Origin of the sequence: Bacillus aerius, assembly GCF_029894105.1 — a bacterium.
Classification (GTDB): domain Bacteria; phylum Bacillota; class Bacilli; order Bacillales; family Bacillaceae; genus Bacillus; species Bacillus altitudinis.
This window is the reverse complement of record NZ_JARYHO010000001.1, coordinates 1766422-1786346: the sequence shown is the minus strand read 5'-3', so window position 1 is coordinate 1786346 and position 19925 is coordinate 1766422. Positions and strand designations below refer to the sequence as shown.

General features: G+C 39.6%; 28 protein-coding genes. 9 read left to right on the top strand and 19 right to left on the bottom strand.

Features of this window, described 5'->3' with window-relative positions:
• Together parE and M2353_RS09135 are read right to left on the bottom strand one after the other, a co-directional pair.
• Entirely contained in the window at nucleotides 1–1968 is a 1968-nt protein-coding gene (gene parE / locus M2353_RS09140) for a DNA topoisomerase IV subunit B (RefSeq protein WP_284725290.1), read from the bottom strand.
• 415 nt (nucleotides 1969–2383) lie between these two features.
• Nucleotides 2384–2797, bottom strand: a complete 414-nt coding sequence (locus M2353_RS09135; protein ID WP_007499324.1) for a CoA-binding protein — start codon at nucleotides 2795–2797, stop codon at nucleotides 2384–2386.
• A gap of 154 nt (nucleotides 2798–2951) precedes the next feature.
• Here M2353_RS09135 and plsY point away from each other — a divergent pair, with 154 nt between their 5' ends.
• Complete coding sequence (gene plsY / locus M2353_RS09130) at nucleotides 2952–3533, top strand: glycerol-3-phosphate 1-O-acyltransferase PlsY (protein ID WP_008343794.1); 582 nt, start codon at nucleotides 2952–2954, stop codon at nucleotides 3531–3533.
• Nucleotides 3534–3629: 96 nt separating this feature from the next.
• A complete protein-coding gene (locus M2353_RS09125) occupies nucleotides 3630–3917 on the top strand; it encodes a HesB/YadR/YfhF family protein (protein WP_008343795.1) in 288 nt (95 codons plus the stop codon).
• 41 nt (nucleotides 3918–3958) lie between these two features.
• Here the strand turns inward: M2353_RS09125 and M2353_RS09120 are convergent, their stop codons facing one another.
• From M2353_RS09120 to acnA, 7 genes are all read right to left on the bottom strand, one after another.
• Nucleotides 3959–4267, bottom strand: a complete 309-nt coding sequence (locus tag M2353_RS09120; RefSeq protein WP_007499327.1) for a hypothetical protein — start codon at nucleotides 4265–4267, stop codon at nucleotides 3959–3961.
• A 3-nt stretch (nucleotides 4268–4270) separates the two neighbouring features.
• Nucleotides 4271–4693, bottom strand: a complete 423-nt coding sequence (locus M2353_RS09115) for an acyl-CoA thioesterase (protein ID WP_008343800.1) — start codon at nucleotides 4691–4693, stop codon at nucleotides 4271–4273.
• Between the two features lie 103 nt (nucleotides 4694–4796).
• The gene (gene tlp / locus M2353_RS09110) at nucleotides 4797–5039 is read right to left on the bottom strand and encodes a small acid-soluble spore protein Tlp (protein WP_096881466.1); all 243 of its coding nucleotides are present in this window, start codon (nucleotides 5037–5039) and stop codon (nucleotides 4797–4799) included.
• A 15-nt stretch (nucleotides 5040–5054) separates the two neighbouring features.
• Complete coding sequence (locus tag M2353_RS09105; protein ID WP_008357830.1) at nucleotides 5055–5198, bottom strand: acid-soluble spore protein N; 144 nt, start codon at nucleotides 5196–5198, stop codon at nucleotides 5055–5057.
• Between the two features lie 51 nt (nucleotides 5199–5249).
• Nucleotides 5250–5375, bottom strand: coding sequence for an FbpB family small basic protein (locus tag M2353_RS09100; protein ID WP_003211002.1), 126 nt, complete (start codon nucleotides 5373–5375; stop codon nucleotides 5250–5252).
• 76 nt (nucleotides 5376–5451) lie between these two features.
• Nucleotides 5452–5955 carry a TlpA family protein disulfide reductase gene (locus M2353_RS09095; protein WP_284725289.1) on the bottom strand — a complete coding sequence of 168 codons (504 nt, stop codon included), beginning with the start codon at nucleotides 5953–5955 and terminating at the stop codon, nucleotides 5452–5454.
• 66 nt (nucleotides 5956–6021) lie between these two features.
• Nucleotides 6022–8751: an aconitate hydratase AcnA gene (gene acnA, locus M2353_RS09090; protein WP_058337578.1), complete on the bottom strand. Its 2730-nt coding sequence runs from the start codon at nucleotides 8749–8751 to the stop codon at nucleotides 6022–6024.
• 220 nt (nucleotides 8752–8971) lie between these two features.
• Between acnA and sspO the strand changes: the two genes are divergently transcribed.
• The 4 genes from sspO (at nucleotide 8972) to M2353_RS09070 (ending at nucleotide 10460) form a co-directional block, all read left to right on the top strand.
• A complete protein-coding gene (gene sspO / locus M2353_RS09085) occupies nucleotides 8972–9118 on the top strand; it encodes a small acid-soluble spore protein O (protein WP_017359581.1) in 147 nt (48 codons plus the stop codon).
• Between the two features lie 17 nt (nucleotides 9119–9135).
• A complete protein-coding gene (locus M2353_RS09080) occupies nucleotides 9136–9282 on the top strand; it encodes a small acid-soluble spore protein P (RefSeq protein WP_003211331.1) in 147 nt (48 codons plus the stop codon).
• 102 nt (nucleotides 9283–9384) lie between these two features.
• Nucleotides 9385–9774, top strand: coding sequence for an Hsp20/alpha crystallin family protein (locus M2353_RS09075; protein ID WP_024719083.1), 390 nt, complete (start codon nucleotides 9385–9387; stop codon nucleotides 9772–9774).
• 257 nt (nucleotides 9775–10031) lie between these two features.
• Nucleotides 10032–10460, top strand: coding sequence for a DUF2621 domain-containing protein (locus M2353_RS09070; RefSeq protein ID WP_007499335.1), 429 nt, complete (start codon nucleotides 10032–10034; stop codon nucleotides 10458–10460).
• A 21-nt stretch (nucleotides 10461–10481) separates the two neighbouring features.
• Here the strand turns inward: M2353_RS09070 and M2353_RS09065 are convergent, their stop codons facing one another.
• Nucleotides 10482–10964: a CcdC family protein gene (locus M2353_RS09065; RefSeq protein WP_041507215.1), complete on the bottom strand. Its 483-nt coding sequence runs from the start codon at nucleotides 10962–10964 to the stop codon at nucleotides 10482–10484.
• A gap of 94 nt (nucleotides 10965–11058) precedes the next feature.
• Entirely contained in the window at nucleotides 11059–11766 is a 708-nt protein-coding gene (locus M2353_RS09060) for a cytochrome c biogenesis CcdA family protein (protein WP_008343813.1), read from the bottom strand.
• Between the two features lie 208 nt (nucleotides 11767–11974).
• On the opposite strand from M2353_RS09060, the gene M2353_RS09055 reads away from it, so the two are divergent.
• Nucleotides 11975–12148, top strand: coding sequence for an aspartyl-phosphate phosphatase Spo0E family protein (locus M2353_RS09055; protein ID WP_369810454.1), 174 nt, complete (start codon nucleotides 11975–11977; stop codon nucleotides 12146–12148).
• A gap of 269 nt (nucleotides 12149–12417) precedes the next feature.
• Here M2353_RS09055 and M2353_RS09050 read toward each other — a convergent pair whose 3' ends face one another.
• From M2353_RS09050 to yneA, 6 genes are all read right to left on the bottom strand, one after another.
• Nucleotides 12418–12636, bottom strand: a complete 219-nt coding sequence (locus M2353_RS09050) for a YneF family protein (protein WP_003212379.1) — start codon at nucleotides 12634–12636, stop codon at nucleotides 12418–12420.
• An 84-nt stretch (nucleotides 12637–12720) separates the two neighbouring features.
• Nucleotides 12721–13167 (bottom strand): sporulation inhibitor of replication protein SirA, encoded by a 447-nt coding sequence (gene sirA / locus M2353_RS09045; RefSeq protein WP_041507216.1) that lies wholly within the window; start codon nucleotides 13165–13167, stop codon nucleotides 12721–12723.
• Nucleotides 13168–13365: 198 nt separating this feature from the next.
• Complete coding sequence (gene tkt / locus M2353_RS09040; protein WP_041092713.1) at nucleotides 13366–15369, bottom strand: transketolase; 2004 nt, start codon at nucleotides 15367–15369, stop codon at nucleotides 13366–13368.
• 188 nt (nucleotides 15370–15557) lie between these two features.
• Complete coding sequence (locus tag M2353_RS09035; RefSeq protein ID WP_008343816.1) at nucleotides 15558–15788, bottom strand: DUF896 domain-containing protein; 231 nt, start codon at nucleotides 15786–15788, stop codon at nucleotides 15558–15560.
• 69 nt (nucleotides 15789–15857) lie between these two features.
• A complete protein-coding gene (locus M2353_RS09030; protein WP_284725288.1) occupies nucleotides 15858–16505 on the bottom strand; it encodes a YneB family resolvase-like protein in 648 nt (215 codons plus the stop codon).
• 17 nt (nucleotides 16506–16522) lie between these two features.
• Nucleotides 16523–16834 (bottom strand): cell division suppressor protein YneA, encoded by a 312-nt coding sequence (gene yneA, locus M2353_RS09025; protein ID WP_007499348.1) that lies wholly within the window; start codon nucleotides 16832–16834, stop codon nucleotides 16523–16525.
• 159 nt (nucleotides 16835–16993) lie between these two features.
• Here yneA and lexA point away from each other — a divergent pair, with 159 nt between their 5' ends.
• A complete protein-coding gene (gene lexA, locus M2353_RS09020) occupies nucleotides 16994–17614 on the top strand; it encodes a transcriptional repressor LexA (protein ID WP_007499350.1) in 621 nt (206 codons plus the stop codon).
• A 47-nt stretch (nucleotides 17615–17661) separates the two neighbouring features.
• Here lexA and M2353_RS09015 read toward each other — a convergent pair whose 3' ends face one another.
• The gene (locus tag M2353_RS09015; RefSeq protein WP_008343821.1) at nucleotides 17662–18105 is read right to left on the bottom strand and encodes a hypothetical protein; all 444 of its coding nucleotides are present in this window, start codon (nucleotides 18103–18105) and stop codon (nucleotides 17662–17664) included.
• Between the two features lie 296 nt (nucleotides 18106–18401).
• Here M2353_RS09015 and M2353_RS09010 point away from each other — a divergent pair, with 296 nt between their 5' ends.
• Nucleotides 18402–18944: an IseA DL-endopeptidase inhibitor family protein gene (locus M2353_RS09010; RefSeq protein ID WP_017359584.1), complete on the top strand. Its 543-nt coding sequence runs from the start codon at nucleotides 18402–18404 to the stop codon at nucleotides 18942–18944.
• Nucleotides 18945–18976: 32 nt separating this feature from the next.
• Here the strand turns inward: M2353_RS09010 and M2353_RS09005 are convergent, their stop codons facing one another.
• Nucleotides 18977–19792, bottom strand: a complete 816-nt coding sequence (locus tag M2353_RS09005; protein ID WP_284725287.1) for an STAS domain-containing protein — start codon at nucleotides 19790–19792, stop codon at nucleotides 18977–18979.
• Nucleotides 19793–19925: the final 133 nt, after the last annotated feature.

The following is a 19925-nucleotide window of genomic DNA, read 5'->3' as shown; positions in this document are numbered from 1 at the left end:
TTAAACCTCCTCAGCTAGCGACAAGTTTTCATTTTCAAGAATGTTGCTTTCCTCATCAAGTCCAAAGGCGACATTCTTTTCAATCCATTTACGGCGTGGTTCTACTTTGTCACCCATCAGTGTCGTGACGCGGCGCTCCACCCGTGCAGCATCATCGATCTTCACCCTGACAAGCGTTCTCGACTCTGGATTCATTGTCGTTTCCCATAGCTGGTCGGCATTCATTTCACCTAAACCTTTATAGCGCTGAATCGTATATCCTTTTCCAACTTTCTTTAGTACATCATCCATTTCTTCATCAGACCAAGCATATTCAATGACTTCTTTCTTCCCTGAGCCTTTGCTAACTTTATATAAAGGCGGAAGGGCAATGAATACTTTGCCATGCTCAATCAGCGGCTTCATATAGCGGTAGAAGAATGTAAGCAATAGAACCTGAATATGCGCGCCATCTGTATCAGCATCTGTCATGATGACAATTTTGTCATAATTGATGTCTTCTACATTAAAATCGACACCAACCCCGCCGCCAATGGCATGGATAATGGTGTTGATTTCTTCGTTTTTGAAAATATCCGCAAGCTTTGCTTTCTCTGTATTAATGACCTTTCCTCGAAGCGGCAGCACCGCTTGGAATTTTCGATCACGTCCTTGCTTGGCTGATCCACCCGCTGAGTCGCCCTCTACTAGATACAGTTCGTTTCTTGCCGGGTTTCTAGATTGAGCAGGTGTTAATTTTCCGCTGAGTGTTGCTTCAGATTTTTTCCGTTTCTTGCCGCTCCTTGCTTCTTCTCTTGCTTTTCTAGCCGCTTCTCTTGCCTGCTGCGCTTTAATCGCTTTTTTCACAAGCAGTGTCGCCGTTTCGCGGTTTTCTTCAAGAAAATAAGCCAATTTTTCAGAAATCACGGCATCAACAGCTGACCTTGCCTCACTCGTTCCAAGCTTTCCTTTTGTTTGTCCTTCAAATTGAAGAAGTTCTTCAGGAATTCTGACAGAAATAACAGCTGACAGACCTTCACGAATATCCGTACCTTCTAAATTTTTGTCTTTTTCTTTTAAAAGGGTCACTTTGCGTGCATATTCATTAAAGGCTCTCGTCATGGCCGTTTTTGCACCAGACTCATGCGTACCGCCATCTTTGGTTCTTACGTTATTGACGAACGACAAAATATTTTCTGAATATCCGTCGTTAAATTGAAAGGCAAAATCGACTTCAATGGACTGATGTTCGCCTTCAAACGAAACGACTTCACTAAGTACATCCTTTTCCTCGTTTAAATAAGCAACGAACGCTTCAATACCTGTCTCATAATAAAAGGTTTCCTGCACATCATGGCGCTCATCAATCAGCTCTATTTTTAGCCCTTTTAATAAAAAGGCTGATTCTCTTAAACGCTCTGATAATGTATCAAAATTATAGGTGGTGACACTGAACATCGTTGGATCTGGCTTAAAATGAATCAGTGTACCGGTCTTTTTCGTTTTCCCGATTTTTTCAAGTGATGTGACTGGCTTTCCGCCATGTTCAAAGCGCTGGTGATAAATACATCCATCGCGTTCTATCGTCACGGTGAGCCACTCTGAAAGTGCGTTCACAACGGACGCCCCAACACCGTGAAGTCCACCACTTGTTTTATAACCGCCTTGACCAAATTTTCCGCCTGCGTGCAGGACCGTTAAAATGATTTCTGGTGTCGGTTTTCCAAGCTTATGCATACCAGTAGGCATTCCGCGCCCTTTATCTTGGACGGAAATGCTGTTATCTTTATGTATTTTGACAATGATATGATCTCCATGGCCAGCGAGCACTTCATCGACAGAGTTGTCTACAATCTCATAGACAAGGTGATGAAGACCGCGTGAATCCGTCGATCCAATATACATCCCTGGGCGTTTACGGACGGCTTCAAGCCCCTCTAGCACCTGAATAGAATCATCGTTATAATCTACTTGCTGCTTTTTAACCAAATGCTTAATCCCCTTTCACTAACAAACATAACCGGCTAATCATCAATGATCTCTCTAGATTTTAATGATGATCATGCTGCTCATTACTGTCCACTTTAATAAGCTGCATCATCACCATGCATGTGTGATTCAGCGATACATGCTCTTATGCACGGTTATGAGAATGTTCTACATTCTGCAATCAGAACTAGAAGTCCATTATAAACAAGACTGTTTCATAAGCCAAATGCAATCATATGATGGTTTTAGCAAAACAGAACAAACGTTCTATATTTATCTTATCGCTCTTTTTCTCGATATGCAAGGTCACCGATAGGTCCCTGTCGCCTTATTTTATCGCTTTCTTCTAGAATCGCAAATATATTTCTGCAACAAAAAAGCAAAAATCCTTGAAAAACCAAGGATTTTTGACGATTTAATGAGTTTTTGTCATCGCATGAGCCACTTTGATACATAAGTCCATGATGGCGACCTTGCCATTTTCCTCAATCAGCCTTTTTGCCTCTTCATGATATACGCCTTGCTGCGCCCAAAAAACAGGTGCGTCTATTTCAAGAAATTCTTTCGCCACCTCAGGCAAAAACTCAGAACGTCTAAAGACATTGACGATATCAACAGGCTCTTTTATGTCTTTTAAAGAGGCGACCGCTTTTACCCCAAGTGCTTCATCAATCGTTGGATTGACAGGAATGATGTCATAACCGGCATCTTGCATGGCTTTTGAAACCATATAGGACGTTCGGTGCGGCTGATCTGACAAACCTACAACTGCAATTCGCTTACTGCTTTTTAATATACGCCCAATTTCTTGTTTTGAAGGATGATTCATCCAGACACTCCTTTTCTTCTATTTTAGCGAATTTCTTGTTAAAAACAAAGCTGAATTCATCGGCCATCGTTTTTTTCAAAAAAAGATCGCCATGTTTTTCATAAGATCATGTTAAAATGTAAGACAAGAGGGAGAATATAAAGGAGTTATGCAGATGTTAATTGCTTTGATGTTTATTTTGGCTTATCTTCTCGGCAGTATTCCATCAGGTCTCATTGTCGGGAAAGCTGCAAAGGGAATCGATATCCGTGAACATGGCAGCGGGAATCTAGGTGCGACGAATGCATTCCGTACACTAGGTGTGAAAGCAGGGTCCATCGTTATCACAGCTGATATTTTAAAGGGGACTCTTGCTTCGGCTTTACCGTTTTTCATGCAACTGGACATTCATCCCTTATTAGCAGGAGTTGCTGCTGTTATCGGTCACAGCTTTCCTGTCTTTGCAAAATTTAAAGGGGGAAAAGCGGTCGCTACATCAGGCGGCGTGCTGTTATTTTATGCCCCGTTCTTATTTATCACGATGATCGCTGCTTTTTTCTTATTTTTATACATTAGTAAATATGTTTCATTATCATCTATGCTGACTGGGATCTACACATTCATTTACAGCATATTCACCCAAGATCTATTTTTAATTATTGTTGTTGCTGTTCTTGCTGGCTTTGTGATCTTCAGACACATCGCCAACCTCAAACGAATTCTCAACAAAACTGAACCGAAAATCAAATGGCTTTAGCCGTTTCATCAATTTAAATATGTGGTAAAAGTAAAGAAAAGCTGTTTTTGCATCCTGCATTTAAAAACAGCATGACTTCAAAAAGGGGCGATCACATTGAAATTAACGATAAAAGATGATGCACTCAATTGGTACAAGAATGAACTGGATTTAGAAAAAGGTGATCATGTTCGCTTTTTTGTCAGATATGGCGGGTGCAGTAATGTACAAAAAGGCTTTTCTCTCGGCGTCGCAAAAGATGAACCTCAAAATGCCGGCGCAACCGCTGAAGTAGAAGGCATTACTTTCTTCGTGGAAGAAAGTGATATTTGGTATTTTGACAACCATGATCTGCATATTGATTATAACGAGTCCGTGAAAGAACCAGAATTTCATTATGAATAAACAAAAAAGATACCTCATCCCTCGGGTATCTTTTTTGTTTATCACTCAATATAAAGTCCATACTCCTGAATGTTTCCTAACGACCGCTCTTTTTGTAAAATTCGTTTTTGCGAATCACCGATGAGATCAAAATGAGGAAAACCTTCGCGAACATGAATCCATTCTTTCTTTAATCCATGCTTTTGTCCCCAAGCGATTAATTGCTCTATATCCTGACAGGCTGCCTTTGTGACAGTATTCGCATGCGGAAAACGGTCATCAAGCCAATAGTGTGTCAAAAAGGCCACATTCCCTTGCCGAACAGCTGATTTCCAAGCATTCAAATCTCTTCTTTTAATTCCAAATGCCATGAATCAAACCTGCTTCTTGGACTGTTCGTATACGCTGTGCCATGCAGGGAAAGCTTTTCTAAATTGAATCGGTCTAAAGGTTTCTTTGTCCACACAAATATGTGAGGTGGTCCCTGTAATAGCCGTTTGTCCATCAGGTTTTTGTATTTCATAGCCATACACTGTTTTCACGCCGTTATATTCTTCTATCCATGTGTGAACTGTAGCCGTTTCACCGTACAGTAGTGGTTTCTTATATTGAACCTGAAGATCGACAACAGGTGCAAGGACACCGTCTGCCTCTAACTGGGCATAGGAAAAGCCTAATTCTTTAATTAACGCTGTTCTGCCGACTTCCATCCAAATTAAATAGTTGGCATGATACACAATGCCCATTTGATCTGTTTCTGCATAACGGACTTCTATTTCTTTTTTAGATACATACACGTTTTCATCGCTCTCCTATCAAAACCTAACGTCTCTGACATTTTACCACATTCCAAATGGTTCTTCTAAAAAGAGGCAATAAAATAAACCAGGAATCCCTGGTTTATTCAGTGTAACCGCTCTTTCTTGCTGCTTCCTCGTCCTTTATTTCAGAACGCATTGCGTCAATACTCGTTCTACGGTTTTCATTTTTTTGCTTGATCATCTGCTTTTCTTCCTCTGTTGAAAGACCCATTGCTACTTCAGATTCATCAATATTTTCAAGTGTGTTTTCGATCATATCCTGCAGCTTCTCAACATTGTCAGAACGATCATCTGGATTGGATTGATATGACTTGTCATTCATCATGCTTCCCTCCTATTATTCGCCCTTCGTCTGTATCACATCAGGCTGTTCATTCGATTTATTATGCATCTTTTTGCCTTTATTTCGTTTGTATGCTACAGGTTTTGTCCCTAAATGGTCTGGTGTAAACTGCGCTTGTTTATCATGCTCTCTACCCATCATTCATCCCTCCCTCTTCTTTAGGATGAACGAAAAAGGACAAATCATAACTTATTTCTGTCTAAATCGCTCTTCCAACTTTTCTTCAAGCTGGTTTAAAAATTCCTCATTGCTTAATAATTCTTTTTTATTTTCAAGCACAAGTTCTTCAAATGTACGGCGCTTTCTTCTTCTCATGTCTATCACCACCTCCACTCTGTTCATACCATTTTCGCCAAAACATTTAGAAAATAAGCAAAAAAGAGCTGAATCATTATAGATCCAGCTCTTTTTCAATTTCTCTTTTTGTGAGCATTTGATGCTTTACAGACAGGATACGCCCTTTTTCATCTAGTATGTATGTCGTCGGATAGGAAAGTACCTGATATCTCGCTTGAATACCTTTTTGATCTAATAAAACAGGAAAACTGACCTTAAGTTCATCAATAAATGAGGCGACGTGATCCACACTCTTTTCAGTGTTCGTCAAATTCACCGCTAGTACCTCAACTTGGTCATTTTCACTTCTAATTGCATCTAGATCTGGCATTTCTGTTCGGCAAGGCTTACACCATGTCGCCCAAAAATTGAGGAGTACTTTTTTCCCTCGATAATCAGATAACGATGCCGTTTTGCCATCAAGGGTTTTGAGCTCAAAATCAGGGGCTTTGTCCCCTGTTTCAAGACCGATGGCAGGTTCTTTTGGTCCGAATACATTCCATGCAAGTAAACCAATCAACACAAGTAAAACAGCGCTTGCCATTCCTTTTTTCCACATGATTGATCCTCCACTATGTTAAAAAAGAAGAGAAAGCTGTCTAATCGCCTTCTCTTCTTTGCTTTATTAGTTGCTTGCCAATTTTTCACGCAATACCATTTGAAGGATACCACCATGACGGTAGTAGTCAATTTCGACTTCACTGTCAAAGCGAACAATTACTTCAAATGTTTTCTCGTTGCCATCTGTATCAATTGCTTTTACAGTGACAAGATCACGCGGACGAACTGTTTCATCAACATCTACTTCGAATGTTTCTGTTCCTGTTAGTCCATAAGTTTCTGCACTTTCACCGTCTTTAAACTGTAAAGGAAGTACACCCATGAAGACAAGGTTACTTCTGTGGATACGCTCAAAGCTTTCCGCTAGAACGAATTTAATTCCAAGAAGATTTGTTCCTTTTGCAGCCCAGTCACGAGAAGAACCCATTCCGTAATCTTTACCTGCTAAGATCGCAAGACCAGTTCCATCTTCTTTATAACGCATGCATGCATCATAAATGGATGTTACTTCACCAGTTGGCCAGTACGTTGTATACCCGCCTTCTGTTCCTGGTGCGATTTGGTTTTTAATACGGATGTTTGCAAAAGTACCTCTCATCATAACATGGTGGTTACCACGGCGAGATCCGTATGAGTTAAAGTCTCTAGGCGATACGCCTCTTTCTTGCAAGTATTTACCTGCAGGTGTGTCTTTACCAATCGCTCCAGCAGGAGAAATATGGTCCGTTGTGACAGAATCACCGAACTTCGCCACTACGCGCAATCCTTTAAGTGGTTCAACTTTACCAGGTTCAACTGATAAGTTTTCGAAGAATGGCGGGTTATCAATGTATGTGGAATTTTCATCCCATTTATACAATGCATCGTCCGTCGTTTTAATTTCATTCCAGCGGTCATTGTTGTCAAAAACAGTTTCATACTCTGAACGGAATAGCTCAGGTGTGACAGTGCTTTTCACGACGCTGTTGATTTCATCCATTGATGGCCAAATGTCATTGAAATAAACGTTCTCGCCATTTTTATCGACACCGATCGGATCTTTTGTTAAATCAATATTCACCGTACCAGCAAGTGCATAAGCCACAACTAATGGTGGAGATGCAAGGTAGTTTCCTTTTACAAGCGGATGGATACGACCTTCGAAGTTACGGTTACCTGATAAAACAGAAGTGATCAGCAGATCATTTTCAGAGACAGCATCTTCAATTTCTTTTTCAAGCGGTCCGGAGTTTCCGATACATGTTGTACAGCCATACCCAACAATGTTAAATCCGAGGTCTCTTAAGTATGGAAGAAGTCCTGAGTTCACGAGGTATCCTGTTACAACCTTAGAACCTGGCGCTAGTGACGTTTTCACGTAGTTTGGCACCTTCATGCCAAGCTCACTTGCTTTCTTCGCAACAAGACCTGCTCCGATTAAGACGTATGGGTTCGATGTATTCGTACAGCTCGTAATCGCTGCAATGGCAATCGCACCTGTCTTCATCACAGCTTTTTCACCATTTGCTAGATCAAATTCGATTTGTTTGTCTAGCTCTGATTTTTCTAAGCCAAACCCTTGGTTACCAGCTGGGCTTTCAATGTGCTGATGGAACGTTTCTTTCATTTTAGAAAGTGGAATCAAATCTTGTGGACGCTTTGGACCAGATAAGTTTGATTCAATTTGAGAAAGATCAATTTCCACAACATCAGTAAAGATTGGCTCTTCTGCATCTGGCGTATAGAATAAGCCATTTGCGCGAGAATATTCTTCAACGATATTAATTTGCTCTTCATCACGTCCAGTAAGGCGAAGGTAAGCTAGCGCTTCTTCATCTACTGGGAAGAATCCGCAAGTTGCACCGTATTCTGGCGCCATGTTCGCAATTGTTGCACGATCTGCTAACGGCAATTGTGCAACACCAGGTCCGAAGAACTCGACGAACTTGTTCACTACGCCTTTTTCACGAAGAACTTGTGTCACTTTTAAGGCAAGGTCAGTTGCAGTTGTTCCGTTTGGAAGCTCTCCAACTAATTTAGCACCAATAACTTCTGGTACTGGGAAGTATGAAGGCTGACCAAGCATACCAGCTTCTGCTTCGATACCGCCAACGCCCCATCCAAGTACACCGATACCGTTAATCATTGTTGTATGTGAGTCAGTACCAACTAATGTATCTGGGTAAGTGATGATCTCGCCATCTTCTTCGATTGCATGAACAACACTTGCAAGATACTCTAAGTTCACTTGGTGAACGATCCCTGTTGCAGGCGGAACAGCTTGATAATTGTTAAACGCTTTCTTTGCCCAGCTAAGGAAGTTATAACGCTCTGCGTTACGTTCGAATTCTAAATCCATGTTAATGTTTAATGCATCTTCAGTTCCAGCTTTATCGACTTGTACAGAGTGGTCAATGACCAGGTCAACTGGAATTTCAGGGTTGATTTTATCTGGGTCTCCGCCCACATCTGCCATTGCTTTTCTTAAAGAAGCAAGGTCAACGACAGCTGGCACACCCGTGAAGTCTTGTAAAATAACACGAGAAGGTTTAAATGGAACATCAATTTCTTTTACCTCGGCAGTTCCCCATTTTGCCAAGTTTTCAACGTGTTCCTTCTTGATCACTCTACCATCTACTTGGCGAAGCACTGATTCTAAAAGTACCTTAATGGAATAAGGCAGCTTAGAAACATTTCCGATTCCTTGTTTCTCTAGTGCTTCTAACGAATAATAGTGATACGTTTTCCCATTTGTCGAAAACGTTTTTCTAGATTGAAAAGCGTCTTGTTTAGCGACTTGCTGCTGTTTCGACATGTCCAAAATCCCCCTTTTGATGATCAAGATCAATTTCAATTCTCAGAAAAATCGTCGTATTTCACCACAATTTTCTCACAATTTCATCTTAAAACAAATTCATACATAAGTAAATAACAATGCTTTTATTAAATTCAATAAGTTTAGCTTATCATGAGGAAATGATTACTTTTCATAAACTGAGCAGCACGGGTTCATACTAATGTTGAGGTGATAGAACATGACAAAAAGAAAAGCAAATCATGTCATTGACGGCATGAACGCAGCCAAAAGCCAAGGAAATGGTGCAGGCTATATAGAAAATGATCAGCTCGTTTTAACAGAAGAACAAAAGCAAAACAATAAAAAGCGTAAAAAAAACCAATAAGAAAGGAGTGAGAAATGATGACGAACAAAAACACAGGGAAAGACATACGTCAAAACTCTCCTAAAGAACATCAAGGCGGGCAGCCTGAGCCACTATCAGGCAGTAAAAAAGTGAAAAACCGCAACCATACAAGACAAAAGCACAATTCACATCATGATATGTAAACATTTTCTCTAAAGCCCGTGACCAAACGGGATGTTTTAGGTCTTTCACACATTTCAGCTTTCATCATATGATTTATTATGAGATGTGATGGAGGAGTGTTTATGGAGAATGAAAAGCAAGTGAATTCCTCTGATTTTCTTGAAATAGATGATTGGCTGAGTGTATTAATGGACGATCCTTTTGCATGGTATGACGAACAGCTCCCAATAGATCTTTATGAAACGAGCCGTGATTATATTATTGAGATCGACCTCTCCACCCTGTCGATCACTGATTTAAAACTGACCTTTTCCGGATGTGAGCTCATCCTAGCTTATTTGATTGATGAAAGAGAACAGCCGATTGAAAAAAGTGTCATGCTCCCTTTTTATTTGAATGACAAAGACATTGATACAGATTACGAAAACAGAATCATATCAATCAAAATCAAAAAGGATGCCCATCGTCAAGACGGAGCATTTTCCTTTCAAATGCCGCACTTCAAACATTAAGAGCCCGCCTGTATACAGGCGGGCTCTCTTCCGTTCGTTTCAAGTCAATACCTTGTGCGAACCACCATGGCCAAATAGTAGAGTCGCTATACAATAATGTATTCCTTTTCTACTAAATAGTTTGGGTCATTCTAGTAAATGGGCGCCTCTTAATCAAAAAAGGCGTTAATAGAAAAAACACATACATTTTTGTTATTTTCTTCTACCTTCCCTTCATGTAAAATAGAATAGAGAGAAGGGATATAGGGAGTGAGAACATGTTAAGCGGCTGGTTTTTGTGGTTCATTTTATTTTGGGGTACAGTGATGATTGGATTACTAGCAATCGGTGGCTTTTTTATGTTTCGCAAGTTTTTAAAACGATTGCCGAAAGAAGACGGGAAATCAGAGCTTGATTGGCAGGATGAATATATTCAAAAGAGCCTGCACCTATGGCGCGATGAAGACAAACAGCTATTAAATGAGCTAGTATTACCGGTTCCAGAGCTGTTTAGAGATGTCGCCAAAGAAAAAATCGCCGGTAAAATTGGCGAGCTGGCACTTAAAGAACAAGCGGCCAGCATTAATTTAGACTTAATCATTCGCGGCTATATTATCGCTACACCGAAGCGGGATCATAAATTTCTACTAAAGCGCCTTCAAGAAAAAAAGATCGACCATTCACCATATGAATCTTTATTAAAATAACCTCCTTTTTAAAAAGGAGGTTTAATTTATTTGGGCCTGCTGCACATCTAATTGTTTAGATATCTTTCTAAACGACAAATACATCGCAATCCGCCAAGGGACAATCATGCCAAAGGCTAGAATCCAAAACATCCCGCTGAGCGCACCATAATCAATGGAAGAGCTTAAAATCGTCTTCATTCCGATACGAAGGACAAGAAGCCCAATGAGAATAAACACAAATGCTTTTGAACGCTTCAAATAGATTTCATTGCCTCTAATTTCAAATTTCGATGTTTTAATTAAAAAGATAGAGAAAAACATCCCTACAGTAATCGCCTCTAAAAATTCAGCTCCAGTTACTTGAAACATTGGCACAAAAAACATCAGTGCACCAGTGCTCATAAAGATAGGAGGTAAAATAATTTTTTTCGCGGTTGCAGGTTTTGCAGATGATTTAATGCGAATAAACATGACGGCTACCGCCATACATACCGCCACTATAGAAGAAATTATGATCATCATATCAAATCATTCCTTTATTCTTTAAGGTCAGCCTATGTATAATATACTCCAATTGACGAAAAAAAACCATTCGCCGCGACTGTAGAAAACGATTTCAAAAACCAGTAAATCCTCCAAATAATGATGAGAACATAATAATGATCCACGTCAGAAGATCAAAGAACAGCAAGATTCCTACCACGATCATAATAATCCCGCCAGTTTTCATAATGAGCTGCTGACGCTTTCTGATCCAAGCCATTTTTGTGATGAAAAAGGAAAGAACAAAAAATGGGATAGCAAAACCTAATACATACGCAATCATGTAGGTCACAGCGGACTCTGGCTTGTTGCTGGCAAGTGTGATGACAGCTGATAAAATCGGGCCGGTACATGGTGTCCAACCAGCAGCAAAACCCATTCCGATGAGAATCGATCCAAAAAAACCGGCTGGACGATTTTTAAACTGCAACCTCTTTTCTCCCATTAAAAAAGAAGGCTGAAATACACCAAGAATCATAAAGCCAAAGAAAATAATGAGAATGGCACCAATTTGACGAATCGCATCTTGATATTCAATGAAAAACTTCCCAACAAACGATGTCCCAAATCCAATGGCAATAAAAATGAGAGAGAACCCAATTAAAAAGAATAATGTATGAAGAAGACTTCTCCTTCTCAGCATCACCTTCTCAGATTTCACTTCATCTATACTAACGCCCGTAATATAGGATAAAAAGGCTGGATAAAGTGGCAGACAGCACGGTGAGATAAAAGAAAGAAACCCTGCTCCAAACGCTAAAAAGTAATTCAAATCTGACAAAAGAACACCCCCTTCTTACAATATACAATAAGAGATGACAAATTCATTTCATTTTTTTTACATCATCTCAATAAAGATGGTCTAATCTCTTAAAACCTTATATAATTTAATTTGACATCAAGATACCAAACCCTTTAAATTTGAAAATAAACCTTAAAATGGATATAATAGAACCGATTCTTTTTATCAAGATTTGCATGAAAGGAACATGACTTTGGTAAAAACATCATTATTAACTCAAATTGAAGAAAAAAGAGAAGAGTTGATGAAAGTTGTCTTGCATAATGGGATGACATCAACAGTGACCATCGAACATAGCCAGCAGCTAGATCATCTCCTCTTACAATATCAACGACACTTACACTCAAACTCAGCCAACTAATGATATCTCAAGATAGAAACAAATGCCGCACGATTTTAGAAAAGTTGATATGTGTGACAATAAAAGAAACAAAAACCTCTGCTCACAAGGGGTTTTTTGTTTTGTCTTTAACGGACGGTTCACGGCAAAATAAAAACCACTTTCCCTGCTTTATTCATGCAAGTACAGTGGTTTTATGCGTCTGATGAAGGTGACTTCAATAAAGAAAGGACATCGCTTGTCCAATCTTTAGGGACCATGTTCCATCTATGATCATAATAACGTACGTATTATTTCGCTTGGTTGTTCATGGCTTTCATCATTTGATTGATTTTCTTTTGGGACGGTTTCATGCCCATTTGCATCATCATCATTCGAAGCATTTGTTCATTAATTGGTGGATTCTTTTTCAAGTAGCTCATCATATACTTACGAGCAATAAAGAATCCGAGTGCAACTCCTGCAAGCAGTGCAACAACGCCTACAAGGATGACAACCCATAAATCCATAATTCTTCCTCCTTCATGTTGTCTCGTATAAAGTGTACTAAACAAAAGGCTATTATACAACATTTCACGTTCAATTTTATTTTTTTAAACAAAATTCATCACTTTTACCGGATTGAGCCACCCATGCTTCTTTGATCCAAAGTCCATAGCCAGGAAACAAGGACTAATTTTTCTGAGTACTTCAAAAAACACCGCTTCTGCCTCATAACTGCCTGTGGCAGACATTTGAATGTAACGGTCTTTTATAATGAATGCGGCTGTGCCTTTTCCATCTGGCAGCGATGCACTGTATATTGAGCCTATTTGTGTATAGTGAATGTTGGTTAAATTGTTCATTAAACGCTGGTGCATATGAAAAGCAGGGATTCGTTTCGTTACATAATCCACTTGCTTAACAAGCATGACTAATTCGTCATCACTGCGGTTCGTCCAGTGTAACGATTCAAACAAATGAAACAAAATAGATTCTCTACCAAAATAATGATGAGCAAACTCATCCTCAATCCAATAAATATAATAATGGCGTTCCATGTCTATCCCTTCCTTTCACATTTCGTCAATCTCGCTTATTGCTTGTATTATACAAAAATGTGAAAGAAAGAATTGTCTATATATGAAGCAAGAAGAAACTAGTTTTGTCAAAAAAACAAGAAAAAAGAAAAAAGTTTGCAGAGCATAGTGAAAAGCTCTGCAAACCGTCTGCAAAAAAGCATGATGCTTGGAGACTGATTATTTATTCAGCTTTGCTTTTACGCGGCTCACCACGTTGCTGACAGTGAAACCGTATTTTTCAATAATGGTTTCGCCTGGAGCAGAAGCGCCAAATTTATCAATCGCAATCACATCGCCATCAAGGCCAGTGTAACGTTCCCAGCCAAGTGAAGCACCCATTTCGATTGCAACACGTGCTCTCACTGCTTTAGGAAGAACGGACTCTTTGTATTCGTCTGACTGCTCATCAAAGCGATCCCATGCAGGTAAGCTCACGACAGAAACGCGAATGCCTTCTTTTTCAAGTGCTTTTTGCGCTTCAATGGCTAAACCTACTTCAGATCCTGAAGCAAGTAGAAGAGCTTCTGGCTGTGCATCAGCTGCTTCAACGACGACATATCCACCTTTTTCTACGCCTTCATACGCCTTCTCTGGTGCTTGATCAATCGTTGGAAGGTTTTGACGAGTAAGAACAAGCGCTGTCGGTTTATTCGTTGAAGATACAGCAATTTTCCATGCTGCAGCTGTTTCGTTTCCATCAGCTGGACGAATCACAGAAAGGTTAGGCATCGCACGTAATGAAGCGAGCTGTTCAACTGGCTCATGCGTTGGTCCATCTTCCCCAACCGCAATGCTGTCATGCGTAAATACATAAGTGACAGGAAGTCCCATTAATGCAGCAAGACGAATGGCAGGTCTTAAGTAGTCAGAGAAAACAAAGAATGTTCCGCCGAATACACGAAGTCCGCCGTGAAGTGCCATACCGTTTAATGCTGCACCCATTGCGAATTCTCTCACACCAAACCAAATGTTTCTGCCAGCGTAATTCTCTCTGCCAAAGTCAGTTGTATCTTTGATTGTTGTTTTATTTGATCCAGCAAGGTCAGCAGACCCGCCAATAAAGAATGGTACTTGTTTAGCAATGCCATTTAATACTTCTCCCGAAGAGGCACGAGAGGCAAGGCTTGAACCTGCTTCATAAACAGGAACCTCTTGATCCCAATTCTCAGGAAGTTTTCCTTCAATCGCAAGCTTCAGCTGAGCTGCTAGTTCTGGATATTCTTTTTCATATTGCTCAAACAGTTCATTCCACGCTGCTTCTTTTTTCTGTCCAGCGTCTTTAACAGCTGTTTTGAAATGATCGTACACTTCAGAAGGTACATGGAAATCTTCTTCAAACGTCCAAGAATAAGCTTCCTTCGTTAGCTTCGCTTCCTCACTGCCAAGCGGTGCACCGTGCACCCCAGACGTTCCCGCACGGTTTGGAGATCCGAAACCGATTGTCGTCTTCACTTCAATAAGTGTAGGTTTGTCTGTACTTTGTTTGGCTTTTTCAATGGCAGCCGTCACTTCGTCAATGTTATTGCCGTCTTTTACATAAAGAACTTCCCAATTCATCGCTTCAAAACGATTCTTCACATTTTCAGAGAAAGAACGATCGAGGTCGCCATCTAAAGAAATGTCGTTTGAATCATAAAGAACAATTAAACGGCCTAAGCCTAAATGACCAGCAAGTGAAGCAGCTTCAGAGGAAATGCCCTCCATTAAGTCTCCATCTCCGCAAATGCTGTATGTATAGTGATCCACAACATTAAAGTTATCTTTGTTATACGTTTCTGCAAGATGTCTTTCTGCAAGTGCCATTCCAACAGCCATCGCAATCCCTTGTCCTAAAGGACCTGTTGTCGCATCTACGCCTTCTGTATGTCCAAACTCAGGATGTCCAGGTGTTTTGCTTCCCCATTGGCGGAATTGTTTTAAATCTTCGATGCTCAGATTGTATCCGCTTAAATGAAGCATGCTATATAAAAGCATAGAGCCATGTCCCGCAGATAACACAAAACGGTCTCTGTTAAACCAATTTGGATTTTGCGGACTTACGTTTAAGTGATTCGTCCATAAAGCGTATGCCATTGGTGCAGCGCCCATCGGCATTCCAGGGTGACCGGAATTCGCTTTTTCAATTGCGTCTATGGAGAGAGTACGTATTGTTGCAATAGATTTCAATTCAATCGTTTCCATATAAATCCCCTTCCGTATCTTGTGTACACCATTATCATAAATCTACTGTCCTTTTTTCACAACTATTTCACGCCGAAAAAGAAGGATTTTGTCACATTTAGTTTATCGATCACCTAAAAACTTATGCAAATATGAAAAAAGATGAGAATATTCCTCCCATCTTTTCAAAAATAAAGAAATGATGACCTTTAATGAAGATTCTGGTCTCTTTCTCTTTTTAATTTTTCTGGTGTGACATCGTTTCCTTCTGGATCGACGATTTTCACGGTTTTGAGTGTATTTTTCATAGAAGAACGAAAAGCCTTTAAATATTCCTCTCTTAATTGCTTCTGTTCTGTTTTCTCAGCGTCCGACAAACCGGCCTCTTTCGACTTTTTTGAAAGCTCATTGATTCTTGCAAGCTGTTCTTTAGAAATCATGACAAACTCCTTTAAAACATTTTCTCTACATACTACTAAATATCAGTCATTTTTACAACAAATCACGCTTTAAGTCGCAAGCCCTTTTTCATATTCTTGGTACCTTCTATGGACGGTTGCTTTTGAAATGTCAAAACCAAGTGCCTGCAATGTCGCTGCAATTTCAGCGAATGTCATGTTGTTTTTTCTTAATCGAACAATTTCAGAAATCGGTACTTCAATACGTTCGCGGCCAGGCGCCTGTTCTTGGTGTTTTAAATTTAGTTCGGGTTGATACCCTCGCTCAACAGCTTTTTTCATCCCACGCTTAATTTTCAAATTATGAATTTTCCGCTGATACTCTTCTACAACGCCTACAATTTCAATGACCATCTCGTCTGCTTCTGAAAGCTCAAGCTCTCCTCTATGAAATACGCTGTACACCTTGACTTTTTCTTTAAACAGACAATGAAGAAGAGCGATTTTCGCCTGCCCTCTTCCAAGGCGTGTCTCATCTTGAATGAGAACAGCATCGATTTCTTCCTCTTTCAGCGCAGCCAGCATGTCAAAAACACCGTCACGATCAAGATCGTATCCACTCGCTTTTTCTTTAATCACTTTGACTACATTCATCTTTTGCGCTGCAGCTAAAGCAAGCAGTTCTTCTTCTTGTCTTTTAAGCGAGGTTTCTTGCTCTTCTTTGGCAGTACTTACTCTCGCATAAATGATTGCATTCATGTCTTCAATCGACCTTTCTACTGTACTGTTGCAAGTTGATATACGACTGGATGCTCTTTTTTAACTGGAATCACAAGGATATCTCCCGGCTGGATGTCAGTTGAAGCGAGATCATTGTGTTCAGTTACCCAGTCAATAAAAGCATTTTTATCGATTGATTTACTGTCGTTTACTTGATCAGCTAATCCCCAAAGAGTATCACCTGATTGAACCTCTATTTTAACATATTGATTTGGATCATTATGGCTAGTGACTGCAATAAGTGAGAGAAATATGCCAACGATGAATGAGAATAGCCCAATAAAAATAATAGATTCCTTTAACCTCATAATGTCATCTCTCCTAATAGAATGTGTGTTCGTTCTTTCTGACACTCATTATAAATACGAACAAACGTTTCTGTCAAACGTTTTTTTCGAACCTATGTTTGTACTGTTAGGAAAAACATGCTATAATTTCTTTAAAATTGACGTTTTGAGGTGCAAAAGATGACGAAGCTATCAAAAAGACAACTCGATATCCTGAAATTCATAAAAGAAGAAGTAAAAAGCAAGGGTTATCCCCCATCCGTTCGTGAAATTGGCGAAGCTGTCGGTCTAGCATCAAGTTCAACTGTCCATGGACATTTAGCTAGACTAGAAACGAAAGGTTTAATTAGAAGAGACCCGACGAAACCTAGAGCGATCGAAGTACTAGATGAAGAGGAAATGAATATTCCAAAAAGCGCTGTAATGAATGTTCCAGTCATCGGAAAAGTCACAGCAGGCTTGCCTATCACGGCTGTTGAGAATGTAGAAGAATATTTCCCACTTCCAGAAACTTTTGCAGCACCAGATGAACAAGTATTTATGCTTGAAATTATGGGAGAAAGTATGATCGATGCAGGTATTTTGGACAAAGACTACGTGATTGTGCGTCAGCAAAGCACTGCCAACAATGGAGATATTGTGGTGGCTATGACAGAAGAAGATGAAGCAACAGTGAAACGTTTTTATAAGGAAGATACACACTTTAGATTACAGCCCGAGAATCCATCAATGGAACCGATTATTTTACAGAATGTGAGTATACTAGGTAAAGTGATTGGCGTATTTAGAAATATTCATTAAAAAAAGCCGGTATTTCATCAATTGCTGATGAGAGCCGGCTTTTTCTTTTATGAACAAGAATATGCAAGAATACTAGAGCTTGGGAACGAGCCAAATGTAAAGTTCGGCCATATGAAACCCGTTGTACGGCCAAAAGGCTGCGAGGAAAGAACATACATGAGAAATACTTGACCGTTTCTAAGGAACACAATGGTCCACCTTCTATTACATCCAGCTGCAAATTGAACCGTTTGCTGGCTTCCGCCTACACTCTGCCCTGCAATGAGCGGCTGCATACTTTGAGGCTGAGAAACTGCTTGTTGATATTGCGAGATGATATGCTGCGGCGGGGCTGGCGGGACCGACTGTCCTCCTGCACCTTGCCCTTGCCCAGTTCCTCCAAATGGCAAGCCGGGAAATCCTCCAACTTGAGAAATAGGAAACGCCGGCATGCTTTGTACCTGCCGATCGTACAAGTACCCATTCCACGTACCTTCATATGGATTATACATACTAAACACCACTTTCTTAGACATTCATCACGACAGTATATGTCATACATAAAAAAAGAGTGTTGAGGAGACAAATAGAAATCTTTCCAAAAGACGTTTTATTCTTCTTTAGAACGGTTAAATACTAATGAGGAAGAAAAAAATAAAAAAATGAAAACTTTTTGTCTCCCTCAAACGTTATATAGATAGAAAGTAAAGAAATAAAAAACATTTAGATTTAATGCTTGTAATATCTATGTAACTATTGTAACATTTGTAACATAAGAAGTTTTCATTGAGAAAAGGAGGCAATCGCCTTGAAAAAATTATTTGTTTTATTAACCGCTATTATGCTTATGATCTCATTACAAACAACAACACTGGCCGCTTCCAAAAAATCAGCCGCTTTGACAAATAAAGAAGCGTTACATATTGCCCTTGATGCAAGAGAACACTTTTGGAGTGCGATGTCAGGCTACAACATTAAAGAGCATTCAGATTACAAATTAAAATCATTTACTTATAAAGATATGACTTACAACTACCTGTCTAAAACATTTGATACAAAGAAAAAACTAAACAGCTATCTATCTCAAGTTTTCACAAAAGATGCCATTACTCACGGTTTAAAAGACTATCAGTTCATCGTTCATAAAGGAAAAATGGCTGTGCCAGTTGGTGACGGAGACAATATGCTTAATTGGGATAAGGCAACACCTAAACTCGTCTCTAAGAAAAGTACAATCCGCACATACGAATTCACAGTTCCAACACTTGATGGACGCAAAGTAAAACGTACTGTCACTTTCGAGAAAGTACAAAACGAGTGGAAAGTAACAAAAATTGACGCTGTGATCTAAATAAAAACCAGGCCGTTTACTAGGCCTGGTTTTTATATGGATGAAAATTCAGTCATACGATCTAAAGCGTGAGCAAGTGATGAAGCCGTTTGAAATTCATTAAAAGGAAGTCCAAGCTGTACAGCCGTTTGAGCAATTTCTGGTCTAATCCCTGAAATGGTCGTATCAACCCCAATTAACCGAAGTGACGTGACAAGATCAAAGATTTGATGTGCTACCATCGTATCAATGATGACGACACCTGATAAATCAATACATAAATGTTGAACACCTTTTTGCGAACACTGTTTTAATGTATTTTCTAAGATAATCTTTGCTCGCGCAGTGTCAATATCTCCAACTAAAGGCAATAAGGCAACATGACTTTTTAACACAATGACTGGGGAACTCAGCTCATAAATCATGTCTCTTTGTGCAACGAGTTTTTTGGTGGTATTTTTCACATATTGCTGAATAAAGACATGAATTGAAATGTTAAATGCCTCAGATATCAAATCATACCAATAAAATATTCGATCAATGTCAATATCACCTTGATGCTGTTTTATAAACTCTTTTAAGTAATGAAGAACCACTCTTTGATTGGACATATATTCTCTCACGACGTAATCTAATGGCGTGTTCAAGTGCTTCGGATCACTTGCTAAGTCTTCAGACCATTTTTTAAATTTCGTATGTAAATACGTCTTGTCTTCAATAAGTGCGCGGATAAAATGCTGATAATAATCTTGATTTTGCCGTTTTAGCTCTGCTATGATGCTGGAATCTGTTGAACGATAAATGGATTCTGGATCATCATCCTCAATTGATTCATACCATGTTTCAGTCAGTTTCTCTGCATGTTGCATGAAAAAATCGTATTATGCACGGTTCTTTTCCATAAGCATATGTCCCTTCACATTTTCTACTTGTCAGTCTTTGTACCTGATGGATTGATTGTACCACTGAATCTTTTGTACCTGCTAGCTCGAATACGCTCCT